The following is an 18,761-nucleotide window of genomic DNA, read 5'->3' as shown; positions in this document are numbered from 1 at the left end:
AGGTGATGCCGGTTGGTCGCGTCACATGGTTTTACGCCTCAGGTCTTGCAACGTGGTTGCGGCGCCCGGCAGTTGGGAGCGGGCCGGAGCCCTCAGCCCGTCGAGGAAGAGCTGGAGGTGGCGGTGGACGAAGCGGTCCGCGCCCATGCAGTCCGTCCCCGGCAGGGGGCGGCTGAGCTGGGACAGGGCCACCATCAGGTCACCCACGCCGATGTCGGTGCGCAGCAGCCCCTCACGCCGGCCGGTGGCGACCAGGGTTTCCACGGCCGTCTCCAACGCGTCGCGGGCCGCCAGGAGTTCGGGGTGGTCGCGGTCGAAGTCGGCGGAGAGCATGGGGCACAGGGCGCCGATCCGCTCGTCGGCCGCGGCGTGCGTGAAGCGGCAGAGCGCGGCGAAGGCGTCCGGCTCCTCGGCCAGGGAGTCCTCGGCCTGGGCCGTGACCCGGTCCATCACGTAGAGCACCACGTGGTGGACGAGGGCGGCCCGGTCGGGGAAGTGCCGGTAGAGGGTGGCGTTGCCCACGCCCGCGCGGCGGGCGATCTCGTCGAGCGGGGCCTCCGCGCCGGTCTCCACCAGCATCTCGCGGGCCGCCGCCAGGATCCGCTCCCGGTTGCGCACCGCGTCGGCGCGCGGCTTCGGGACCCGGCCGGGGGTCGCGGCGGAGCAGGCGGCGGGGGCGCCGAGGTCCGCGGACGCCTCGGGGGCGGTCGCCGGCGTACGGCTGGAGCTCTTCATCCGGGGCCTCCCTGGGGCTGGGACTCGTACGGACCAATCGGCACCACCAAACGGGGAGCCGCTCCCCGCTTAGCGGGACTCCCATGCAAACGGGGATTGCGTCCCCGGTTATTTCACTCTTGAGTGTGACCCCGACCACATATAGATTTGGGCTGTTTCGTCTCGTTTGGGCGCTTCCGACGGGCGGGTGCGCCGCGGCCGACGGAGGGTGAGCGCACAGAGCGCAGTCCGGACCCGGCCGGCTGCCGCGGACCCGAAGGCGATCTCCATGCCGCAGACCCGCCACCGGATACGCAGACCCTGCCGCACCGGCGCCTACATCGGCCTGACGGCACTGGCCCTGGGCGTCACCGCCACCGCCAGCACCGGCATATCCGGCCGCAGCCACTCGGCCTCCGGCCCGGTCGCGGCCAGCGCGGAGTCCGTCCTGGCGCCCTGCCGGATCGCCGGGACCATGGGCGTCCAGATGTCGGAGGGCCTGCCGACGCCCCCCGGGTACTCCCGGTCCACCGGCGAGGTCCGCGCACTGAACCTGATGATCGACTTCCCGGACGCCAAGGGCGAGGGCTCGGCACTGGACCGGCTGGCGGAGTTCTTCCCCCAGACCTCCGACTGGTTCCGCACCAGCTCCTACGGGCGGCTCACCTACCGGGCCGAGGCCCCGATACGGAACTGGCTGCGGATGCCGATGCCCTTCGCGGCGTACGGGATCGAACGGGGCTCCGCCTACGAGCCCGGCTATCGGCGGCTCGTCGAAGACATCGCGAGGGCCGCCGACTCCGAGGTGGACTTCAGCCGGTACGACCTGATCAACGTACTGGTCACCCCGAACGCGGGACCGTCCGCCCTGGACACCGTCCTGTCGGTCACCTTCTCCGGCAACGGAGAGGCCCCGATGGCCGACGGGGTGCCGCTCGCGAACACGTCCTTCGTCTACAGCCGGCAGGACGACGGCTCCGGCACCTACCGGGAGACCGGCTACCGGGTGCTCCCGCACGAGAACGGGCACGTCTTCGGGCTGCCCGACCTCTACACCCCGGACGGGGGCGGCACGGTCGGCCACTGGGACATCATGAGCGAGGACTGGGGAGCCAACAACGACCTCCTCGGCTGGCACAAGTGGAAGCTGGGCTGGCTCGACGGCTCGCAGGTCAGCTGCGCCTCCGCATCGGGGGTCAGCGACCACGTCCTGTCGCCGCTGGCCGTCGAGGGCGGGACCAAGCTGGCCTTCGTCCCGCTGTCGGAGAGCGCCGGATACGCCGTGGAGGTCCGTACCCGGGCCGGGAACGACGAGGCCGTCTGCAAGCCCGGCGTGCTCATCTACAAGGTGGACTCCGAGGTGGACACCGGGCGCGGCCCGGTGACGGTCGCGGACAGCGTGAGCGGGAGCGGCGGCTGTACGCGGCGGCCCAACGTGCACGCGGAACTGTCGGACGCCCCGTACCGGCCGGGCGAGACCTTCACCGACGAGAAGGCGGGGGTCAGCGTCTCGGTGGTGGGCGAGCTGCGCGACGGCAGCTACCAGGTGCGCGTGACGCGGCCGTGAGGGGGCGGGGGGATCCCGGTGGGCGGATCCGGGCGGGCGGATCCGGGCGGGCGGATCCGGGCGGGCGGCGGATCGGGCGGGCGGATCCGGGCGGGCGGATGGGGCCGGCGGTGGATCCGGCTCACCCGGACGGCCACCCCGACCGGCGGCGGGCCGCCCGATCCCACCCTGATGGAGGAGTGCTTTCACCGGCTTTCGGCGCGGGATGCGGGCATGGTCGAAGCACTGATCCGCTTCCCCCCGGAGGAGCCCGTCGTGACCGCCACCCGCACCACCCCCGAAGAACGCCTGGCCGCGGCCGGGCTGGAGCTCCCCCCGGCCCCCGCGCCCGTCGCCGTGTACGTGCCGGCGGTCGTCAGCGGGCACTACGTCCACACCTCCGGCCAACTGCCCATGGTGGACGGCGCCCTGCCGGTGACCGGCAAGGTCGGGGCCGAGGTGGGCGCCGACCTGGCCAAGGAGCTGGCGCAGCGGTGCGCGCTGAACGCGCTGGCCGCCGTCGCGTCGGTGGCCGGGGACCTGTCCGCCGTGAAGCGGGTGGTGAAGGTGGTCGGCTTCGTGGCCAGCTCCCCCGGCTTCACCGGGCAGCCGGGCGTGGTCAACGGCGCGAGCGAGCTCCTCGGTACGGCCTTCGGCGACGCGGGCATCCACGCGCGCAGCGCGGTCGGGGTGGCGGTGCTGCCGCTGGACGCCCCCGTGGAGGTGGAGATCACCGTGGAACTGCACGCCCCGATGGGGGTGTGACCGGGCGCCGCCGCGCGAGAACCCGGCGGCGCGCACGGGCGTCCTCGCGTACGTGACCACGCGCTCCGGGACCCCTCGTCCTCCCTCCGGCCTCCGTCGCGGGGGGATCACCGCGGCCCTCGCGGTCCTCGCCGCCCTCCTGATGCTGCTGCACCGACGACTCCCGGGCGGGGCCGCGGCCGGGCACGCCCGGAGTCTCGTACAGACCTTCCTGCCGTGGACCGGGCTGCTGGTGCTGCCGCTGCTGGCGGCCGCCCTGCTGCGGCGTTCCCGACTCGCGCTCGGCGCCGTCCTGCTGCCCGCGCTCGTGTGGGGCCTGCTCCACGGGCGCACCCTGGCCGGTGACCGGAGCGGCGACGGCCCGGCCGACCTCACGGTGGCCACCCACAACGTGGACGACGCCAACCCCGACCCGGCGGGCACCGCGCGGGCCGTCGCCGCGTCCGGGGCGCAGCTGATCGCGCTGCAGGAGCTGACGCCGCCCGCGACGGGCGCGTACGAACGGGCGCTGGCGCCGAGCCACCCGTACCACGCCGTCGAGGGCACGGTCGGGCTCTGGAGCACCTTCCCGTTGCGCGACGTGGACGCGACGCCGGTGGTGCCGTGGCGGCTGGTGCTGCGCGCCACGGCCGACACCCCGCGCGGGCCCGTCACCGTCTACGTCGCCCACCTGCCCTCGGTCCGGCTGGGCGCGGGCGGTTTCGCCACCGGGCGGAGGGACGCGGCGGCCCGCCGCCTGGCGGCCGTGCTGCGGGCCGGTCCGGGGGGACGGGCCGTCCTCATGGGGGACCTCAACGGCACCACGGAGGACGACGCCCTGGCGGGCGTGACGAACCGTTTCACCCCCGCCCAGGCGGCGGGGGCGGGCTTCGGTTTCAGCTGGCCGGCGGCGCTGCCGGTGGCCCGGATCGACCAGATCCTCGTCCGGGACCTGACCCCGGTCTCGGCATGGACCCTCCCGCGCACGCCGAGCGACCACCTCCCGGTCGCGGCGGCCCTGCGCTTCTGACGCGGGCCCGTACCGGGGCCGTACGACGGTCCTCGATGCCGGTCCGGGCACCGTCGGGGCGGAGGTCCGCGATCGCACGAAACCCGTGGACGCCATTTCCCGGCCCACCGCCCGTTTCGCCGTTCCGGCGGAACAGCCCCGGCGATTTCGGGGCGAGTTCCGGCATTCCCGCCGCCCCGCGGATCCGTGTACCGACAGGACCGGGCCCGTGGGCGAGCCGGGCCGATGGAAAAGCTCCCGACGTCACCCGGCACGAAGGAAAGAACCTCGTCCCGGACGTTGTCCGCCCGGAACATCGAGATCGCCCGGCCCGGCCCCGGCATCACCGTGACCGCGGAACTCGACGACCGCATTCCCGACCGGCGCGACGCGCCCGACGGAACGGTCATCTGCTCCGCGCTGCAGCACCTCGGCATCGCATGCGGCCCCCTGACCGAACCGATGCCCGCATCCCCCGTGGGCCGGAGCAGACCACAACGACGTCCACGCCGAAACCGAGCGGATCCGGCTGGACGAACCCACCGAACCCGCGGGTCTCCATCGGAGCTTCATCCCCCTCCGGCGCCGGTACCCACGAGACGGTCCCGCCCACCCTCCTCCTCGCCAACGGCGAGACCCGCCCGTTGGGCTGCGCCGCCTGCGGAGGCGTCGTCCGGGCCGGCGTCGCCCGCCAGATGACCCTCTCCATCAACTGCGTCGGCGGGTGGGACCTCCACCTGTCCCCTGGCACATCGGAGACCACCTGCGCCAGGAACGCCCCGCCGCGGACGGCGGCCGGAACGCACCCACCGACGTGATCGCGCCATATCCTGAGGGCCGGCCGGCGTTCCGCTCCGCCTCCGCCGCCCGGTGCCGCGTCCCTCGGGGCCGCCGAATCCGCACCGCCGACCCGGCCGCTGGACTAATAACCAGCGGTGACATGACGCGCGGACCAACTCTCGTAGAAGTCTACGAAGAGCTGCTCTCAGCCTGCGGAGTTTTCATGTCTTCGCCCCCTAGCTGATTCCGGCCGGTTGGCTGTGTACTCCTCACAAGTCGCAATGCAGCGGGGGGTCGTGTCTGTCGTGTCCGCACGGCGGCCACATGCGAGAGGTGTTCGTGTGATGCCGGATTTCCGGTCGGGAACTCGCTCTTCCCGACATCTCACGGAACGAAGGGAAAGCCTTGACTGAGTCGATATCCGGCCCGCACACCGGGACCGCCTGCCCCGGTCCGGGTGTCACCGTCAACGTGCAACCCGACGTCCGGAATCCGCCGGCCCACGCACGGGCCGGATCCCCTGGGAACCAGGTGATCCGCCGCCCGCATCCCCCGTCGGACGGACCCGACCGGAAGAGGTGCCGGCCCCGCACCAACCCCGTCGGACCCCGCGGGACGCCGGAGGCCACCCGCGCCGCAGACGCCCCCACCCGGGCCGCGCGTCACGGACGCCGCCCGACCTGACCGCCGTACGCACGTCCCGGCCGAAGGCCACCGGGAGATGGGCTCCGACGCCGGCCCCTCCCCCGCGTTCGACCCGCCCCCGCCGGACGCTCCCGCCCCGAGCACCCACCGGCACCGCCGACGGCACCGACCTCAAGACGGCCTCCGCGGGCCCCTTGTCGTCCCGGATGCGGTGCTCCGCACAGGCAGAGCATCCGGAAAATCCCCCACCCTTCTCCAAAAGGAGCGATCATGACCGCGCACACCGAAGAGATCAGAATCCAGGAACTCCAGCGCGCCTGGATGGACGAGGCCATCAAGCTGGCCACCAACAGCGTGGCGAACGGCGGCGGCCCCTTCGGCGCGCTGGTCGCCAGGGGCAGCGAGATCGTCGCCGTCGGGAACAACCAGGTCACCGCCAACCTGGACCCGACCGCGCACGCCGAGGTGAGCGCGATGCGCGCCGCCTGCAAGGAGCTGGACACCTTCTCCCTCGAAGGCTGCGTCCTGATCACCTCGTGCGAGCCCTGTCCGATGTGCCTCACCTCGGCGCTCTGGGCACGGGTCGACCGGATCCTCTACTGCGCCGACCGGCACGACGCGGCGGTGGCCGGCTTCGACGACCTCAAGTTCTACGAGCTGTTCGAGAAGAAGCCCGCGTCGCTGTGGCCGACGCCGGTCGAGCAGCTGGAGCTGCCGAACCGGACGGCGCCCTTCAACGCGTGGCTGGCCAAGTCCGACCGCGTCGACTACTGACCCGCCCCGACCGCCGCTCCCGGTCCTGCGCCACTCCGGGAGCGGCGCAGGACCGTCGCGCACCGACGGAGCCACGACCGGCGGGCCGCGCCGGGGCCGGTGGACGGGTCCGGGCGGGGGCGGGTGTCGCGCCGCGGGGCCTCCTCGAAACCGGGCCGCGGAGCGCCGCCCTGATCCGCTACCCTGTCCCTGGGTTGCCCTCGTGGCGGCCCGCGATCTGGCCTTAGCCGGCCTTCGTAGCTCAGGGGATAGAGCACCGCTCTCCTAAAGCGGGTGTCGCAGGTTCGAATCCTGCCGGGGGCACAAGGGACAACGGCCCGGAGCGATCACGCTCCGGGCCGTTTGCTTTGCTGCGCCGGCCGACCGCGCCGGCTGACGGCACGACACGCCCTGGCAACCCGCACGGCGAGGCGGCGCCTTCCGCCCTTTCGCCTAGGGGGTGGCGAGGGCGCGTGCGACCGGGGTCCCGGTGCGTCGTGCGTACGTGAACCGCTCGCGCACCTCGCGCAGGCTCCGGGGCCGGTAGCCGGGTCCGCAGCCGCAGCAGGCCTGCCGGAAGTCCAGTCCGGCATGGAGCAGGACGGAAACGACCCGCCAGGCGTCCCGGTCCCGCCGTGGCGGGGCCTCGAAGGCGTCACCGGCGAGGAGCATCTCGCGGCTGCATCCCGGGCAGCGGTACGCACGCGGCTCGGAGTGCTTGAAGGAGACGCGGCACGAGAGGCACACGTACGCGGAGCGGTGGGGCATCCGGCCACTATCCGCCGTCGGGCGGTGTACCGCCACGGGGTTTCCCGCGCGCCCGCCGTCCCGGCCGCCCCGGCCCTTCTTCCCGCCCGCCGCAATTAACAGAATTAATTCTTCGGTTTTAGCCGGGCGCTATAACGCCCCGTCTTTTTGTTCGACGGAATTCAAGCCACCGCGGGCGACAAGGTGACCGGAACGGCACTGGGCCGGTGGGGCGTTCCACTTTTAGTGTTCTCGGCCATGGAGCTCAACATCGATGCGATTGTCGGTGGAGTCGCGCTCGACGGCGGCATCAAGGAAATCTCGATGCGGCTCATCAAGCAGTGCGCGGCCCCGGATCGCAACCGGCTCAGCGCCGATCTGAGTCATCAGATCACCCGGGAGCTCGAAAGCCTCGGGCTGATCACCTTTCCCCGGCGGCTCCCCACGTCCGAGAACGCGTCCGTGTGGGTCATGGCCGCGAGCCATCCGCTGGCACAGGTGGTGCTGATCGCCTCCGCCTACGCGTCCCTCGACCGGAGCGGCCGGAATCCACTGCCCGAGCTGTTCGAGAAGTACGCCCTCGCGCGGGACGGGCTGCTGTGATCCGACCGGCGCGGCACGCCGGGTCGAGCGGATTCCAGAGTTCAGAGCTTGAATCTTTAGGCATCAACTAAATTCGGAGGTCACCTGCCCATGCCCGCGAACACCCCCCAGTCCCTCACCGTCACCTGGGGCTCCGAGCCGGTCATCGTCTCCAGCATCGATCGCGACCTCCCGGCCCCCGGCGAGCCTTCCGCGCGGGGGGAGGTCATCGCCGCCGGTGCCGCCAACCCGCAGACCCTGCTGCCCGACGGGGCTTGGCGGGCCATAGCGCGGGCGACCACCATGCCCGAGGGCATCGCCCTGCAGCTGCGCCCGTCCACGGGGGATCCGGGCGGGCTGCTCCTGGAGGAGAACGTCGAGGGCGCCACACTGCGTTCGGTGGTGACCCGGGTGCACCTGAGCGAACTGCTGCCGGGCATCCAGCCCCGGACCGGCATGGAGGTCAACGAGGTACCCGACCCGCAGGTGGAGGGGCTGACGCGGGCCGGGCAGCCGTGCGCCGTCGTGCGCTACCGGTACAAGGACTTCGGCCACCTGAAGGACCACGTCTGGCAGACCCTGCACGGCACCCTGTCGATCAACAGTTACGCCACCTCCATCCTGGCCCGGAAGGTGACCAGGAGCCTGATCACGCACCCGGTCGAGATCACCTTCGAGGACGGCACCCCGTCCTTCCACGGCCTGGTCGTCCGCGACGGCATCACCCGGCTGGCCAGCGCCTGGAACGTACTCGCCGGCCCGGACGCCGACGCCGCCAAGACGGCGGCGCACGCGGTCGGATCGCTCTTCGGCGGCGTCCGCCCGGACGCCGGCGGGGCCGCGCCCGAGCTCGACGAGCGGCTGGCCGAGCACCGGGAGCAGTGGCGCGAGGGCATCCGCAAGGAGTTCGCGCACGAGATGGGCCTGCTGGAGCCCGGACTGCGGGCCGCGCAGATCGCCCAGACGTTCGTGGTGCCCGCGCAGATCGCGGTGGGAGCCCAGCACCACCCCGGCCACCCGCTGGCCCCGGAGGACCTCTTCGACGACGCGATCCGCTCGATCCTGGCGAGCGTCCACGTCGACTTCAAGCAGTGGGACGACGCGGCCCAGCACATCGAGGTCATCACCCGCGCCCTCAAGCGGGTCATCCAGCTGGGTGATTCGCCGGTCCCGGCCGAGGACCTCCAGGCCGTGTACGGGCTCGCCGTCGGCCGGACCTCGCCCGACGAGCTGCCCACCGCGTTCCGCGACCGCACCATTCCCGGCACCCCGCTGTGGCGCAGCGTCTACCTGGTCCACGCGCTCACCCGGGCCGGGCTGTTCGAGCAGCTGAAGGACCAGGCCAAGACCATCAAGGGCGGTCGGCGGATGGGGCCGAAGGGGTTCGCGGAACTCCTGGGGCCGCTGGTCGACCTGCCGTGGCGCAGTCACAAGCGGGCCGTGACCAAGCAGGCCCGGAACGCGTGGAACAACGGCGGTGTCCTCACCGACGACGTGATGCTGGACTGGGACCCCGTCCCCACCGGCGACTTCACCTCGCTGGTCGGTCCGGCCTCGCGGGGGGACCTGAACGCGCGCTGCACCCTGGCCGTCGCCGGAGGCATCGCCCTGATCGCGGACAAGCTGCTGACGCGCAATGTCGGTTCGGCGCTGGGCGCCCCGAAGGAGAAGGGCGGGGTCCCCTTCCGTTCGGACGTGAACCAGGTGGTCCAGGACCTGTCCCGGCAGGACAACGAGCTGGGCCTGTGGACCCTCGCGCTGACGGCGAACGCCTTCCGGGGCGACGCCCTGCCCGAGAACGCCGTCACCCTGCGCCAGCTGATCCGCAAGGATCCGGACGCCGGGACCACGGGCCGCACGTACGTCCACTTCAGGGTGGACCTGGCACAGCCGGACAGGATCGCCCGGGACGAGAACGGGGTCCCGGAGCAGCTGTACCAGTGGGACGTGGTCGCCGCGTCCGACGAGAAGCGGGCGGAGCCGGCGGCGGCGGCAGCGGCCGGGGCGGGCACCGGCTCGCCGGGCGCACCCGCCGACGGGCCCGTCGACGCCACCACCGCGGCCCCGGAGGGCCCGGCGGACGGCGCCGGCGGGACGGGCGCCGCGGCCGTCTTCCTGGCGCCCGCGGGCGTGGACGGCCGGCCCGCGAGCCAGCGGGCGGCCGACGACCGCAACGTCCTGCGCACGAGCCTCTCGGCCGCCCACGACGCGCTGGAGCGGCTCAAACTGCTGGAGCCCGAGGTGGGCGCCCACACCCCGGTGATCCCGTTGCCCGGCCTCGAAGAGCTGAACCGGATCCTGGTCAGCCTCAGCGCCGACATCGAGAACCTGCGGCGGCGGACCGAGGACCTGCACGAGGAGGACGGAGAGGACGGAGAGGACGGAGCGGAGGGCCTGGACTAGGCGGACGGCCGGTGTCCCCGGCCGGGGAGGGACGGAAGCCCTCCCGGCCGGGCCGGGAGGGCGAAGTGCGTCATGACCGGGGCAGGGGGCGCGTCAGGCCGCGCCGGTCAGCTGAGGCCTCTGCTGCGTTCGCCGATCCGGTCGCCCTGGGGAGTGCCGGCCCGCTTCAGGGACGCCTTGGTGTGGACCCCGCCCTTGACCTTGGTCCGGACCGGACCCTCGAAGCCGTGACCACCCTGTGTGTGCGGCAGCTGGACGCGTTCCGACGCCTTCGCGATCGCCGCCTGGACGTCCTGCTTCTGCTCTTTGCTCATCCCGTCGTCAACTCCCTCGGGAAGCACCCAATCGGACTACTGGGATCGTATGCAGATATACGGACCAATGCACCTGGACCATGCGTAAAGAATGCTGGATCAAGGCCGTGGCGCGGCCGGCCGCTTCGGGGTGCCCACGGTGGCCCGGACCAGCTCCTCCGGGCAGGGCGTACCCCGCGGGAGCTGGTACTTCGCCGCTACCCGGTACTCCCCCGGCGCCGGCGCCAGCAGCTCCGTCCAGGTGTCCCCGGCGGCGTCGGGGGCCGCCTTGAAGAGGCACCCGGACGTGTTGGCGTACTCCTTGGGCGGCGCGCCCGTCCCGGCGGCGGTGCCCCGGGCCTTGGACGCGGGGGTCTCCTGCGGGGGCTCCACCGCCTTGCCCGCCGCGTCCACCAGGCCCAGCCAGGGCGAGTGCGGGATCCGCACGAGGACCCGGCCGGGGGCCTTGACGTCGATGACCAGCTGATCGGCGCCCGCCCGCACCACGTCGGCCGGTCCCGACACCAGTTCGGTGGGGCCGGACACCTGGAACAGCCGCCAGTTCTCGTCGCCCCACACCTCGCGCAGGTACGGGAGTCCCGCGCGCACGAGCTTCGCCTCGGCCTCCCCGCCCGAGTCGGGTTTGTCGGCGGGCAGCACCACGTAGTGCACGGCCCAGCGCCGCAGCCATTCCCGGTAGCCGTCGGCGGTGAGGGTGCCGTCGTAGAAGAGCGGGTTGCGTTCCAGGTCCGCCTGCCGGTTCCAGCCGCGCGCGAGGTTGACGTACGCGGGGAAGGCCGAGGATTCGCGGTGGCTGCTGGCGGGGACCACCTCGACCCGGCCCCGGTCGGCGCCCGCCTTGCCGAGCCGGTCGATCAGCGGGGCCAGCTCCCGGTTCCAGGCGGCCACCGGGGTGGTGCGGACGATGTCGGTGACGCTGTTGGTGGTGATCCAGGCGGTCAGCCCCACGAAGGCCGCCAGCACCGCGTACCGGCGCCGCGAGCGCGGGGCGGTGTACGGGAGGGCGGCGAGCAGCACCGCCCCGCCGAAGAGCATGACCAGCCGGGTCACGTTCGAGCCGACCTGGGAGTCGATCGCCCAGGTCAGGAACACCCCGAAGGCGTAGACGGCCGAGGCGATCCGGACCGTCTTCCACCCCTCGGGCACCAGGAAGACCAGGGACAGCCCGAAGAGGAACGGCAGCCAGGCCGAGCCCAGCATCATCGGCTGCGTACCGGAGAAGGGGAACAGCCAGGCCGACAGCCCCACGACGGCCACCGGGGCCAGCCCCAGCGCGTACGCGCCCGGCCGCCGCCCGCTCAGGAAGAGCGCGGCGGCGATCACCCCGAGGAACAGCCCCGCGACCGGGCTCGCCGCGGTCGCCAGCCCGGCGAGCGGCGCGGCGACGGCGGCTTTGGCCCAGCGCCGCCGGGCCCATTTGCGGGGCCAGCAGAAGACGGCGGCGACGGCCCCGAGCGCGAACAGCACCCCGAGCCCGAAGGTGACCCGGCCCGACAGGGCGTTGCAGAGCAGCCCGTAGACCCCGGCCAGGGCCGGCCACAGGGGGCGGCGGACGGCGCCGCGGCAACGGGTCAGGATCAGCGCGAGGAGCCCCGCCGAACAGGTGCCGGCGATCATCATCGTGGTCCGGACGCCGATCATGTACATGACGTACGGGGACACGACGCTGTACGAGACCGGGTGCATGCCCCCGTACCAGGCGAGGTTGTACGCGGTGTCGGGGTGCCGGCCGACGAACTCCGCCCACGCGTCCTGTGCCGCGAGGTCCCCGCCGCTGTTGGCGAAGCTGAAGAACCACACCACGTGCAGGACGGCGGCCACGGCGACGGCCACGGCCACCGGATTCCGGTGTGCCCGTGCGACCAGCCCGGCACCTGTGCCGCCCCGCCCGGGGGACGCCCCGGGCGGCTCCTGTCCCTGCTCATGCTGTTCATGCTGCTCAGCGGTGGTCACAACCGACGCTCTCTCCCCGACACGACACGTGAGTTCCGCCCCGGCACCCTAGACGCGCCGCGGCGCCCCGGGGGTTGCCCGGGGCGCCGCGGCGACGCACCTGCGATCGGATCAGCCGATACGGGTCAGCTTGCTGCCGGCACCCGGCGCGACCAGCTCCCGCTGGAGCGCCACGGGCACCTTCACCTGGCTGGCCCCCTCGCCGACGGTCAGCACCCCGACCTGGGTTCCGGCCTTGGCCGTCTCCGGGATCCTGGTGCCGCCGTCGCCGAGCTTGAGGTTCACGGTCAGCGCGGGCCAGCCGACCGCCTGGACGTCGGCGGTGGCCACGACCGGCGTCCGGCCGCCGAGGCCGTCGTCCACGTACCCGACGACATCGCCCTTCTTCACGACGGGCGCGCCCTCGATGGCCTTCTGGGTGGCGATCAGCAGCGTCCGGCTCGCGCCGATGACGCTGTCGATGATCGGCGGCTTGTGCTGGCCGAGGACGGCGCCGACGATCAGCTGGTTGGTGTCGCCGACCTTCTTCTGCGCGGCGAAGAGGAGGTTTCCGCCCGCCTTGGTCGTCGTACCGGTCTTGATGCCGAGGGAGTCGTTGAACGGGACCAGACGGTTCCAGTTGGGCCACGGCTTGCCGGTCGGGTCGGTCCAGCTGGGCATGCGGGTGATGTCCACCAGCGCCGGGATCTCGACGATCTTCAGTCCCAGCTTCACCTGGTCCTCGGCGGTGCTGACCGTGGTCGCGTCCAGGCCCGAGGGGTCGGTGTAGGTGGTGTTCGTCATGCCGAGTTCCTTGGCGGTGTCGTTCATCTTCTTGACGAACGCCTCCTGGGAACCGGAGTCCCAGCGCGCGAGCAGCCGCGCGATGTTGTTGGCCGACGGGATCATGAGGGCGGCGATCGCGTCGTACTCCGTGATCTTGTCGCCCTCCTTGACCGTGTTGAGGGTGGACTCGTTGTCCGACTTGTCCTTCTGGCCCTCGGTCTCCGCGGTCTTGTCGACGTCGATCATCGCGCCCTTCTCACCCTTCTTGAAGGGGTGGTCGCGCAGGATGATGTACGCCGTCATCGACTTGGTGACACTGGCGATCGGCACCGGCTTCTGCTCACCGGACGAACCGATGGTGCCGAGGCCGGCGGCGGCCATGGAGGCCTGCCCCTCGGTGGGCCAGGGCAGATCGGGCTTCCCGCCCGGGAAGGTGTACGAGGCCTTCGCGGTCATCGCCAGCTTCGGCGCGGGCAGCGGGCGCACCATCTGCACGACGGCGAGCACGACGGCCAGGAGCAGCACGATCGGCGCGTAGATCTTGAACCGCCGGACCGCGGTGCGCATGGGGCTCGGCGGCGGGGGCGGGTTGTTGGTGAGGTCCGCCAGCATGTCGAGCGGCGGCCTCGGGGGCAGCGGCTGCTGGGTGGTGCGCTCGCTGGAGTCCAGCCGGCCGGCCGCCGCCGGCGGGGCCGGGGGCGTCGTGAACGGCTTGGGGGCGGCGGGCGCGGGCTTCGGCGTCGCGGGAGCGGGCGTCGCGGGCTTCGGCGTCGCGGGCTTCGGTGGGGCCGGCTGGTCGTCCCCGCGCAGCGGCACGAAGGTGCTGGGCCGCGCCCCGCCCTTCCCGGCGTCCGCCGGCTTCTTCTCCCCGGCCGGGGCGGAGCCCGGCTTGACGGCCCGGAAGACGGCCGTGCGCTCACTGTCGCCGTCGGCCGCCTCGCCCGATCCGGCGGCCTTCCCGGCATCGGCCGGCTTGGCCCCGCGCGGGTCCTGCGCGGGCTTCTTGTCCTCCACGGCACCAGCGCCGGAGCCGGCGCCGGAGCCGGAGCCCGGCTTCACCGTACGGAAGACGGCGGTGCGCTCGCTGTCGGCAGCGGCGGGCTTCCCGGCCTTGTCCGCGGGGGTCGCGGGGGCCGCCTTGTCCGTCGCGTCGGTCTTGTCCGCCGCGTCGGCCGGCTTGGCCCCGCGCGGGTCCTGCGCGGGCTTCCTGTCCTCCACGGAGCCAGAACCGGAGCCAGAACCGGAACCGGGCACGACGACGCCGAAGGCGGTGGTACGCACGTCCGCGGCCGGCTTCTTCGGCTCGTCGGCCGGAGCGGACCCCGGCTTCACGGCCCGGAAGACGGCCGTGCGCTCGCTCTTGTCGTCGGCCGGCCCGTCGGCCTTCCCGGCCCCGCGCGGGTCCTGCGCGGGCTTCTTGTCCTCCGCCGGAGCGGAACCCGGCTTCACCGTACGGAAGACCGCCGTGCGCTCCCCGTCACCCTTCCCGGGGTCAGCGGCGGGCTCCTTGTCCTGCGCCGAACCGGAATCGGGCACGACGGCCCCGAAGGCGGTGGTCCGCACGTCCGCGGCCGGCTTCTTCGGCTCCGCACCGCGCGGATCGCGCGCCGGCTTCTCTTCCTCCGCGGAGGAAGAACCCGGCTTCACCGTACGGAAGACCGCCGTGCGCTCCCCGTCGCCCGTCCCGGGCCGGTCGGCGGGCTCCTTCGGCTCTCCGCCGCGCGGGTCCTGCGCGGGCTTCTTGTCCTCGGTCGAAGTGGAATCCGCCTTCACGGTACGGAAGACGGCCGTGCGCTCGCCGTCGCCCTTCTCGGGCCCGTCGGCGGGTTCCTTGTCCTGCGCCGAACCGGAATCGGACACGACGGCGCCGAAGGCGGTGGTCCGCACGTCCGCGGCCGGCTTCTTCGCGCCGTCGGAGGTGTCCGAGGGCGCCGAGCCCTGGCGGACCACGCCGGGCGTGGCCGGCTTCGCGGGGTCCGCCCGACCCGGGGACGACTCCGGAACGGCGGCCGCCTTGGCCGCGCCGGTCCCGGCGCCCGAGTCCGAGTCCGAATCCGAGTCCGAGTCCGAGTCCGCACCCTCGCCGCCGTCGGCGTCGCCGTCCGTATCCGCGTCACCGTCCGTATCCGCGTCACCGTCCGTGTCCGCGTCCGCCGTCCGGTCCGCCGGTCCCGTCGGCTCGGCGGTCGCGACCCATGCGGCCACGGCCTCCTTCAGCGCGTCGCGCCGCGGCGGCGGCTGGAAGACCGAAAGCCTCGGGTCCTGTTCCGCGGAGGAGGACTTCGCCGTTCCCGACGTTCCTTCATCTACCGACTTGTCGGGGGACTCGCCCGCCACCGTTCCTCCTCGATCGCCGTCCGGTCGCTGTCCGAACCGTCTAACAGTGTCCCGTCTAGGGGGCATCGCCCCTGTGCTAGACGAGAACGACATAGCTGCAGGTTCCCCCGCAAAGCGGCCAGGCGCTCTCGACAGATGAATGTGAGAGGCGTCACCCTGTCACTCATCCACGCGGGGAGGCATGGATGGGCAGGAGCCGCAGAACAATTCCAGAGGAGCTTCTGCTGCTCGCCTTGGACCCGGCCACGGGAACCACGGCGCAGCCGCAGTCGCTCGACCTCGGCCTGGCCGGGGCACAGCTAGTGGAGCTGGCTCTGGCAGGACGGATAGCCCCTGACGGGGATCGTATCGCCGTGGTGATGCCACGGCCGACAGGAGATCCGACTTTGGACTCCGCACTGGAACTGCTGCGCAGGCGCGGCAGCCCGGTCCGGGCCGTCCACTGGATCGGCGGACCCCGGCTGGGGCTCCGCCAGATTTACCTCGCCCACCTGGAGCGCTGCGGCATGGTGCATGCCGTCGCGGGACAGATGTGCGGGGTGTTGCCGACGACTCGCTACCAGGCGACCGACACGGCGATCAGCCGGGAGATCCGTGCCCGGCTCGACAGTGCGATCCGCACCGGTGTACCGCCGGACCCGCGGACCGCGGCGCTCGCCGCACTGGCCCACGCGGTCGGACTCGGCAAGCACCTGTACCCCGGCAACGAGGGGCGGTCGTCACGGTCCCGGCTGCGGGACCTGATCCGGCACGACCCGATGGGCGGTCTCGTTGCGCACGCCGTGATGGACGTCCAGAACGGTGTGGCCGCCCAGCCGCGCCGCGACCGGGCTCCGGCCCAGCCGCCCGCCGCCCGGGCCACGGCGAGCAGCGGTGTGCCGCTGCAGCCGCGCCGGACGGGTGCGATGGCACGAGCGGCAGCGCACTAGGGACGGACCCGCACCACCCGTACAGGCAGCACGCACAGGCCCCGTGACACCCCTTGATCCGCCGAACGGGGCACAGATCGCCGCGACCGGAGGTCCCCCAAGGACCGGCGCGGAAGCCGCCCGCACGCGGGGTGGCGTGACCGGTGAGCCGGTCCCGCCACCCCGCGTGTCTGCTTTTCCCAGCCGTTCCCCAGCGCCGTCGCACCCTTCGGTGGCAGTCTGCTGAACAGCAGACACGCAGAGAGACAGCGACAGAAGAAGGCGGAGGTGCCGTATCCGTGGCGTCCAATGTCAATCCCACCGTCCGACGCCGCCGACTGGGCATGGAATTGCGCAAGCTTCGCGAGGACAAGGGCATGACGGCCGAACAGGTCGCCGAACGCCTCCTCGTCTCCCAGTCGAAGATCAGCCGGTTGGAGAACGGCCGCCGGTCCATCAGCCAGCGTGACGTCCGCGACCTGTGCGAGGTGTACGAGGTCGAGGACCCCCGGCTCGTGGACTCGCTCATGCAGATGGCCAAGGACTCCCGCCAGCAGGGCTGGTGGCACGCCTTCGGGGACATCCCGTACAGCGTCTACATCGGGCTGGAGACCGACGCGGCCAGCCTGCGCACCTACGAACCCCAGATGGTCCCCGGCCTGCTCCAGACCCCGGAGTACGCCCAGGCCCTCATCCGCGGGGCGCTGCCGGAGACCGCGCCCGCCGACGTGGACAAGCGCGTCCAGGTCCGCATGCACCGCCAGAAGCGGCTCTCGGAGACGGACAACAACAATCCCGACGTCGGTCCGCTGCGCCTGTGGGCGGTCATCGACGAGGCGGCGCTGCGCCGGCACGTGGGCGATCCACAGTTGATGATCCGGCAGCTGGAGTACCTGATAGATCAGTCGCAGCAGCCGTACATCACGGTGCAGGTGATGCCGTTCTCGATGGGCGCGCACCCCGGCGTGAACGGGCAGTACGCCATTCTGGAATTTCCGGACGCCTCCGACTCGACGGTCGTCTACATCGAGGGCGTCACGAGCGATTTGTACCTGGAGAAGGCCAACGACGTTCAGAAATACAGCGTGATGTACGAGCACCTGCGCGCCCAGGCCCTCAATGTGGACCAGACCAGGCAGTTCATCGGCGAGATCATCGACCACTACGCGGGCAAGACGGGAAAGTGACCCGGTGACCCGATGCCCTGATGGCCCGATGCGGCGGAGGGGGCCCGGTACCGTACACCGTCGGCCCCCGGCCGGAAAAGGCCTGACCGGAATATGCCACCCGGTCGAGTGAATGCCTCCTTCAGGCCTCGGGAGGTGCCGGTAGCGTCGATCACGTCGGTCAGGGAATTGGCCGGCACGCAACCGGCACTACTCGCTGAACCGGAGAGAAACATGGCAATTCGTCAGGGCGCCACGGAAAACTGGACCAAGTCCTCCTACTCCGGCGGAAACGGCGCCTGCGTCGAGGTCAAGTCCCCGGCCGTGGAAGCGATCGCGGTCCGCGACTCCAAGGTGCAGGACGGCCCGTCCCTCACCTTCGCGCCGGCCTCCTGGACCTCCTTCGTCACCGACGTCGTCGCGGGCCGGTAAGGGCGCCTCGCCTGAACACCCGAGCGCCCTGTCCGATGCCAGGTCCGATACCGGGTCCGATACCGGGGCCGGCGCCGGATCCCACGGCCGGTCCGGCGACACCGCCCAAAGCCCCCTCGACCGGCCCGCCGTCCTGGCCGAGGGGGCTCGGTCATGCCCGGGACCTCAGCGGAGCAGGTCCACGTAGCGGTCGGTTCCCGGCACCGTCGGGATGAACGGCGCGACCAGTTCCACCCGTCCCAGCCCCGATTCGGCGACCTCCGCGTCCAGCCCCCGGAAGCGGTCCCAGCAGGTGCGCGGGTCGGCTTCGAGGAACCACAGCAGGGTGAGCCGGGTGTCGACCCCTTCGACCTGCTTCACGTAGGTCATCCGGTCGCCGGGCAGCGGCGTCGGCCGGAAGACGGTCACCATCGCCGCCTGCGAGCCGCTCAGCCGTCGCGGCAGGTCCCGGGAGCGCAAACGTTCCAGCAGCTCCGCCCGCCGGCCGGGGTCCTCGGCGTCGACGACCTGGAGCACGAGCCCGGTGTACGGGTGGTCGAGGGCGTGGAAGTCGCGGGGTCCGGCGTCCCCGTCGCGGTAGACGGTCGCCTCGTGGTCCTGGAAGGCCGTGAAGACGTGGGTGCGGTCCTGGTGGACCCGGCCGTCCCGGTTGAGGCGCTTGTTGATGCCGACGGTCCACTTCATGTGCTCGTCGTAGCGGCCCTCTGTCACCCAGTACGTGGAGAGGTAGCAGCCGGCGGTGACGGGCTGGGCGACCGCCGACTTCTCCGGGTAGCGCAGTTCCTGGAGGTCGCGGGTGGCGACCCAGCGGCGGCCGGCGTACATCCAGGGCATGGCCATGGCGCCGGCGTAGTAGTGGTCGTCCTCGTACCAGCGGTTGTACGCGTACTCGTGGCCCGGGTGGGGTTCCACCATGGTGATGAGGGCGTGGCCGGGGCGGACCCCGTACGGGCCCACGGCCGC

At 72.3% G+C, this 18,761-nt stretch carries 15 protein-coding genes and 1 tRNA gene (1 of these 16 running past the window's edge); 10 read left to right on the top strand and 6 right to left on the bottom strand.

Annotation, left to right across the window (positions count from 1 at the left end; all coding sequences use genetic code 11):
- Positions 1-21 precede the first annotated feature (21 nt).
- Positions 22-735 (bottom strand): TetR/AcrR family transcriptional regulator, encoded by a 714-nt coding sequence (locus tag OG295_RS20135; protein WP_371678119.1) that lies wholly within the window; start codon positions 733-735, stop codon positions 22-24.
- Between the two features lie 268 nt (positions 736-1,003).
- On the opposite strand from OG295_RS20135, the gene OG295_RS20130 reads away from it, so the two are divergent.
- The 5 genes from OG295_RS20130 to OG295_RS20110 all read left to right on the top strand — a co-directional run bounded on the left by OG295_RS20130 (position 1,004) and on the right by OG295_RS20110 (position 6,515).
- On the top strand, positions 1,004-2,281 hold the full coding sequence (locus OG295_RS20130) for a M6 family metalloprotease domain-containing protein (RefSeq protein WP_371678118.1): 1,278 nt from the start codon (positions 1,004-1,006) through the stop codon (positions 2,279-2,281).
- Between the two features lie 213 nt (positions 2,282-2,494).
- Positions 2,495-3,025 carry a RidA family protein gene (locus tag OG295_RS20125; protein WP_371678117.1) on the top strand — a complete coding sequence of 177 codons (531 nt, stop codon included), beginning with the start codon at positions 2,495-2,497 and terminating at the stop codon, positions 3,023-3,025.
- Positions 3,026-3,167: 142 nt separating this feature from the next.
- Positions 3,168-4,034, top strand: coding sequence for an endonuclease/exonuclease/phosphatase family protein (locus OG295_RS20120; protein ID WP_371681241.1), 867 nt, complete (start codon positions 3,168-3,170; stop codon positions 4,032-4,034).
- A gap of 1,674 nt (positions 4,035-5,708) precedes the next feature.
- Positions 5,709-6,212, top strand: a complete 504-nt coding sequence (locus tag OG295_RS20115; RefSeq protein WP_371678116.1) for a nucleoside deaminase — start codon at positions 5,709-5,711, stop codon at positions 6,210-6,212.
- Between the two features lie 230 nt (positions 6,213-6,442).
- Positions 6,443-6,515 (top strand) — tRNA-Arg (locus OG295_RS20110).
- A 129-nt stretch (positions 6,516-6,644) separates the two neighbouring features.
- Here the strand turns inward: OG295_RS20110 and OG295_RS20105 are convergent.
- Positions 6,645-6,959: a deoxyxylulose-5-phosphate synthase gene (locus OG295_RS20105; protein ID WP_371678114.1), complete on the bottom strand. Its 315-nt coding sequence runs from the start codon at positions 6,957-6,959 to the stop codon at positions 6,645-6,647.
- A 237-nt stretch (positions 6,960-7,196) separates the two neighbouring features.
- Here OG295_RS20105 and OG295_RS20100 point away from each other — a divergent pair, with 237 nt between their 5' ends.
- Positions 7,197-7,541: a hypothetical protein gene (locus OG295_RS20100; protein ID WP_371678113.1), complete on the top strand. Its 345-nt coding sequence runs from the start codon at positions 7,197-7,199 to the stop codon at positions 7,539-7,541.
- Positions 7,542-7,631: 90 nt separating this feature from the next.
- Positions 7,632-9,923 carry a hypothetical protein gene (locus tag OG295_RS20095; protein ID WP_371678112.1) on the top strand — a complete coding sequence of 764 codons (2,292 nt, stop codon included), beginning with the start codon at positions 7,632-7,634 and terminating at the stop codon, positions 9,921-9,923.
- A 107-nt stretch (positions 9,924-10,030) separates the two neighbouring features.
- On the opposite strand, the gene OG295_RS20090 is transcribed toward OG295_RS20095, so the two are convergent.
- The 3 genes from OG295_RS20090 to OG295_RS20080 all read right to left on the bottom strand — a co-directional run bounded on the left by OG295_RS20090 (position 10,031) and on the right by OG295_RS20080 (position 15,292).
- Entirely contained in the window at positions 10,031-10,237 is a 207-nt protein-coding gene (locus tag OG295_RS20090) for a hypothetical protein (RefSeq protein ID WP_371678111.1), read from the bottom strand.
- Positions 10,238-10,336: 99 nt separating this feature from the next.
- On the bottom strand, positions 10,337-12,190 hold the full coding sequence (locus OG295_RS20085; protein WP_371678110.1) for an MFS transporter: 1,854 nt from the start codon (positions 12,188-12,190) through the stop codon (positions 10,337-10,339).
- A gap of 111 nt (positions 12,191-12,301) precedes the next feature.
- Positions 12,302-15,292 carry a hypothetical protein gene (locus OG295_RS20080; RefSeq protein WP_371678109.1) on the bottom strand — a complete coding sequence of 997 codons (2,991 nt, stop codon included), beginning with the start codon at positions 15,290-15,292 and terminating at the stop codon, positions 12,302-12,304.
- A 185-nt stretch (positions 15,293-15,477) separates the two neighbouring features.
- Here OG295_RS20080 and OG295_RS20075 point away from each other — a divergent pair, with 185 nt between their 5' ends.
- The 3 genes from OG295_RS20075 to OG295_RS20065 all read left to right on the top strand — a co-directional run bounded on the left by OG295_RS20075 (position 15,478) and on the right by OG295_RS20065 (position 17,798).
- Positions 15,478-16,221, top strand: a complete 744-nt coding sequence (locus OG295_RS20075; RefSeq protein ID WP_030232012.1) for a GPP34 family phosphoprotein — start codon at positions 15,478-15,480, stop codon at positions 16,219-16,221.
- Positions 16,222-16,499: 278 nt separating this feature from the next.
- Positions 16,500-17,387, top strand: a complete 888-nt coding sequence (locus tag OG295_RS20070) for a helix-turn-helix domain-containing protein (protein WP_371678108.1) — start codon at positions 16,500-16,502, stop codon at positions 17,385-17,387.
- A 213-nt stretch (positions 17,388-17,600) separates the two neighbouring features.
- On the top strand, positions 17,601-17,798 hold the full coding sequence (locus tag OG295_RS20065; protein ID WP_266839666.1) for a DUF397 domain-containing protein: 198 nt from the start codon (positions 17,601-17,603) through the stop codon (positions 17,796-17,798).
- A gap of 165 nt (positions 17,799-17,963) precedes the next feature.
- On the opposite strand, the gene OG295_RS20060 is transcribed toward OG295_RS20065, so the two are convergent.
- On the bottom strand, positions 17,964-18,761 hold the 3' portion of the coding sequence (locus tag OG295_RS20060) for a hypothetical protein (protein ID WP_371678107.1). It continues 81 nt past the right edge of the window; 798 of the gene's 879 nt are visible here — the last part of the coding sequence; the start codon falls outside the window, past its right edge — the gene reads right to left on this strand; its stop codon occupies positions 17,964-17,966.

The organism is Streptomyces sp. NBC_01276 (genome assembly GCF_041435355.1).
Lineage (GTDB): Bacteria > Actinomycetota > Actinomycetes > Streptomycetales > Streptomycetaceae > Streptomyces.
This window is presented reverse-complemented; position numbering and strand designations above follow the sequence as displayed.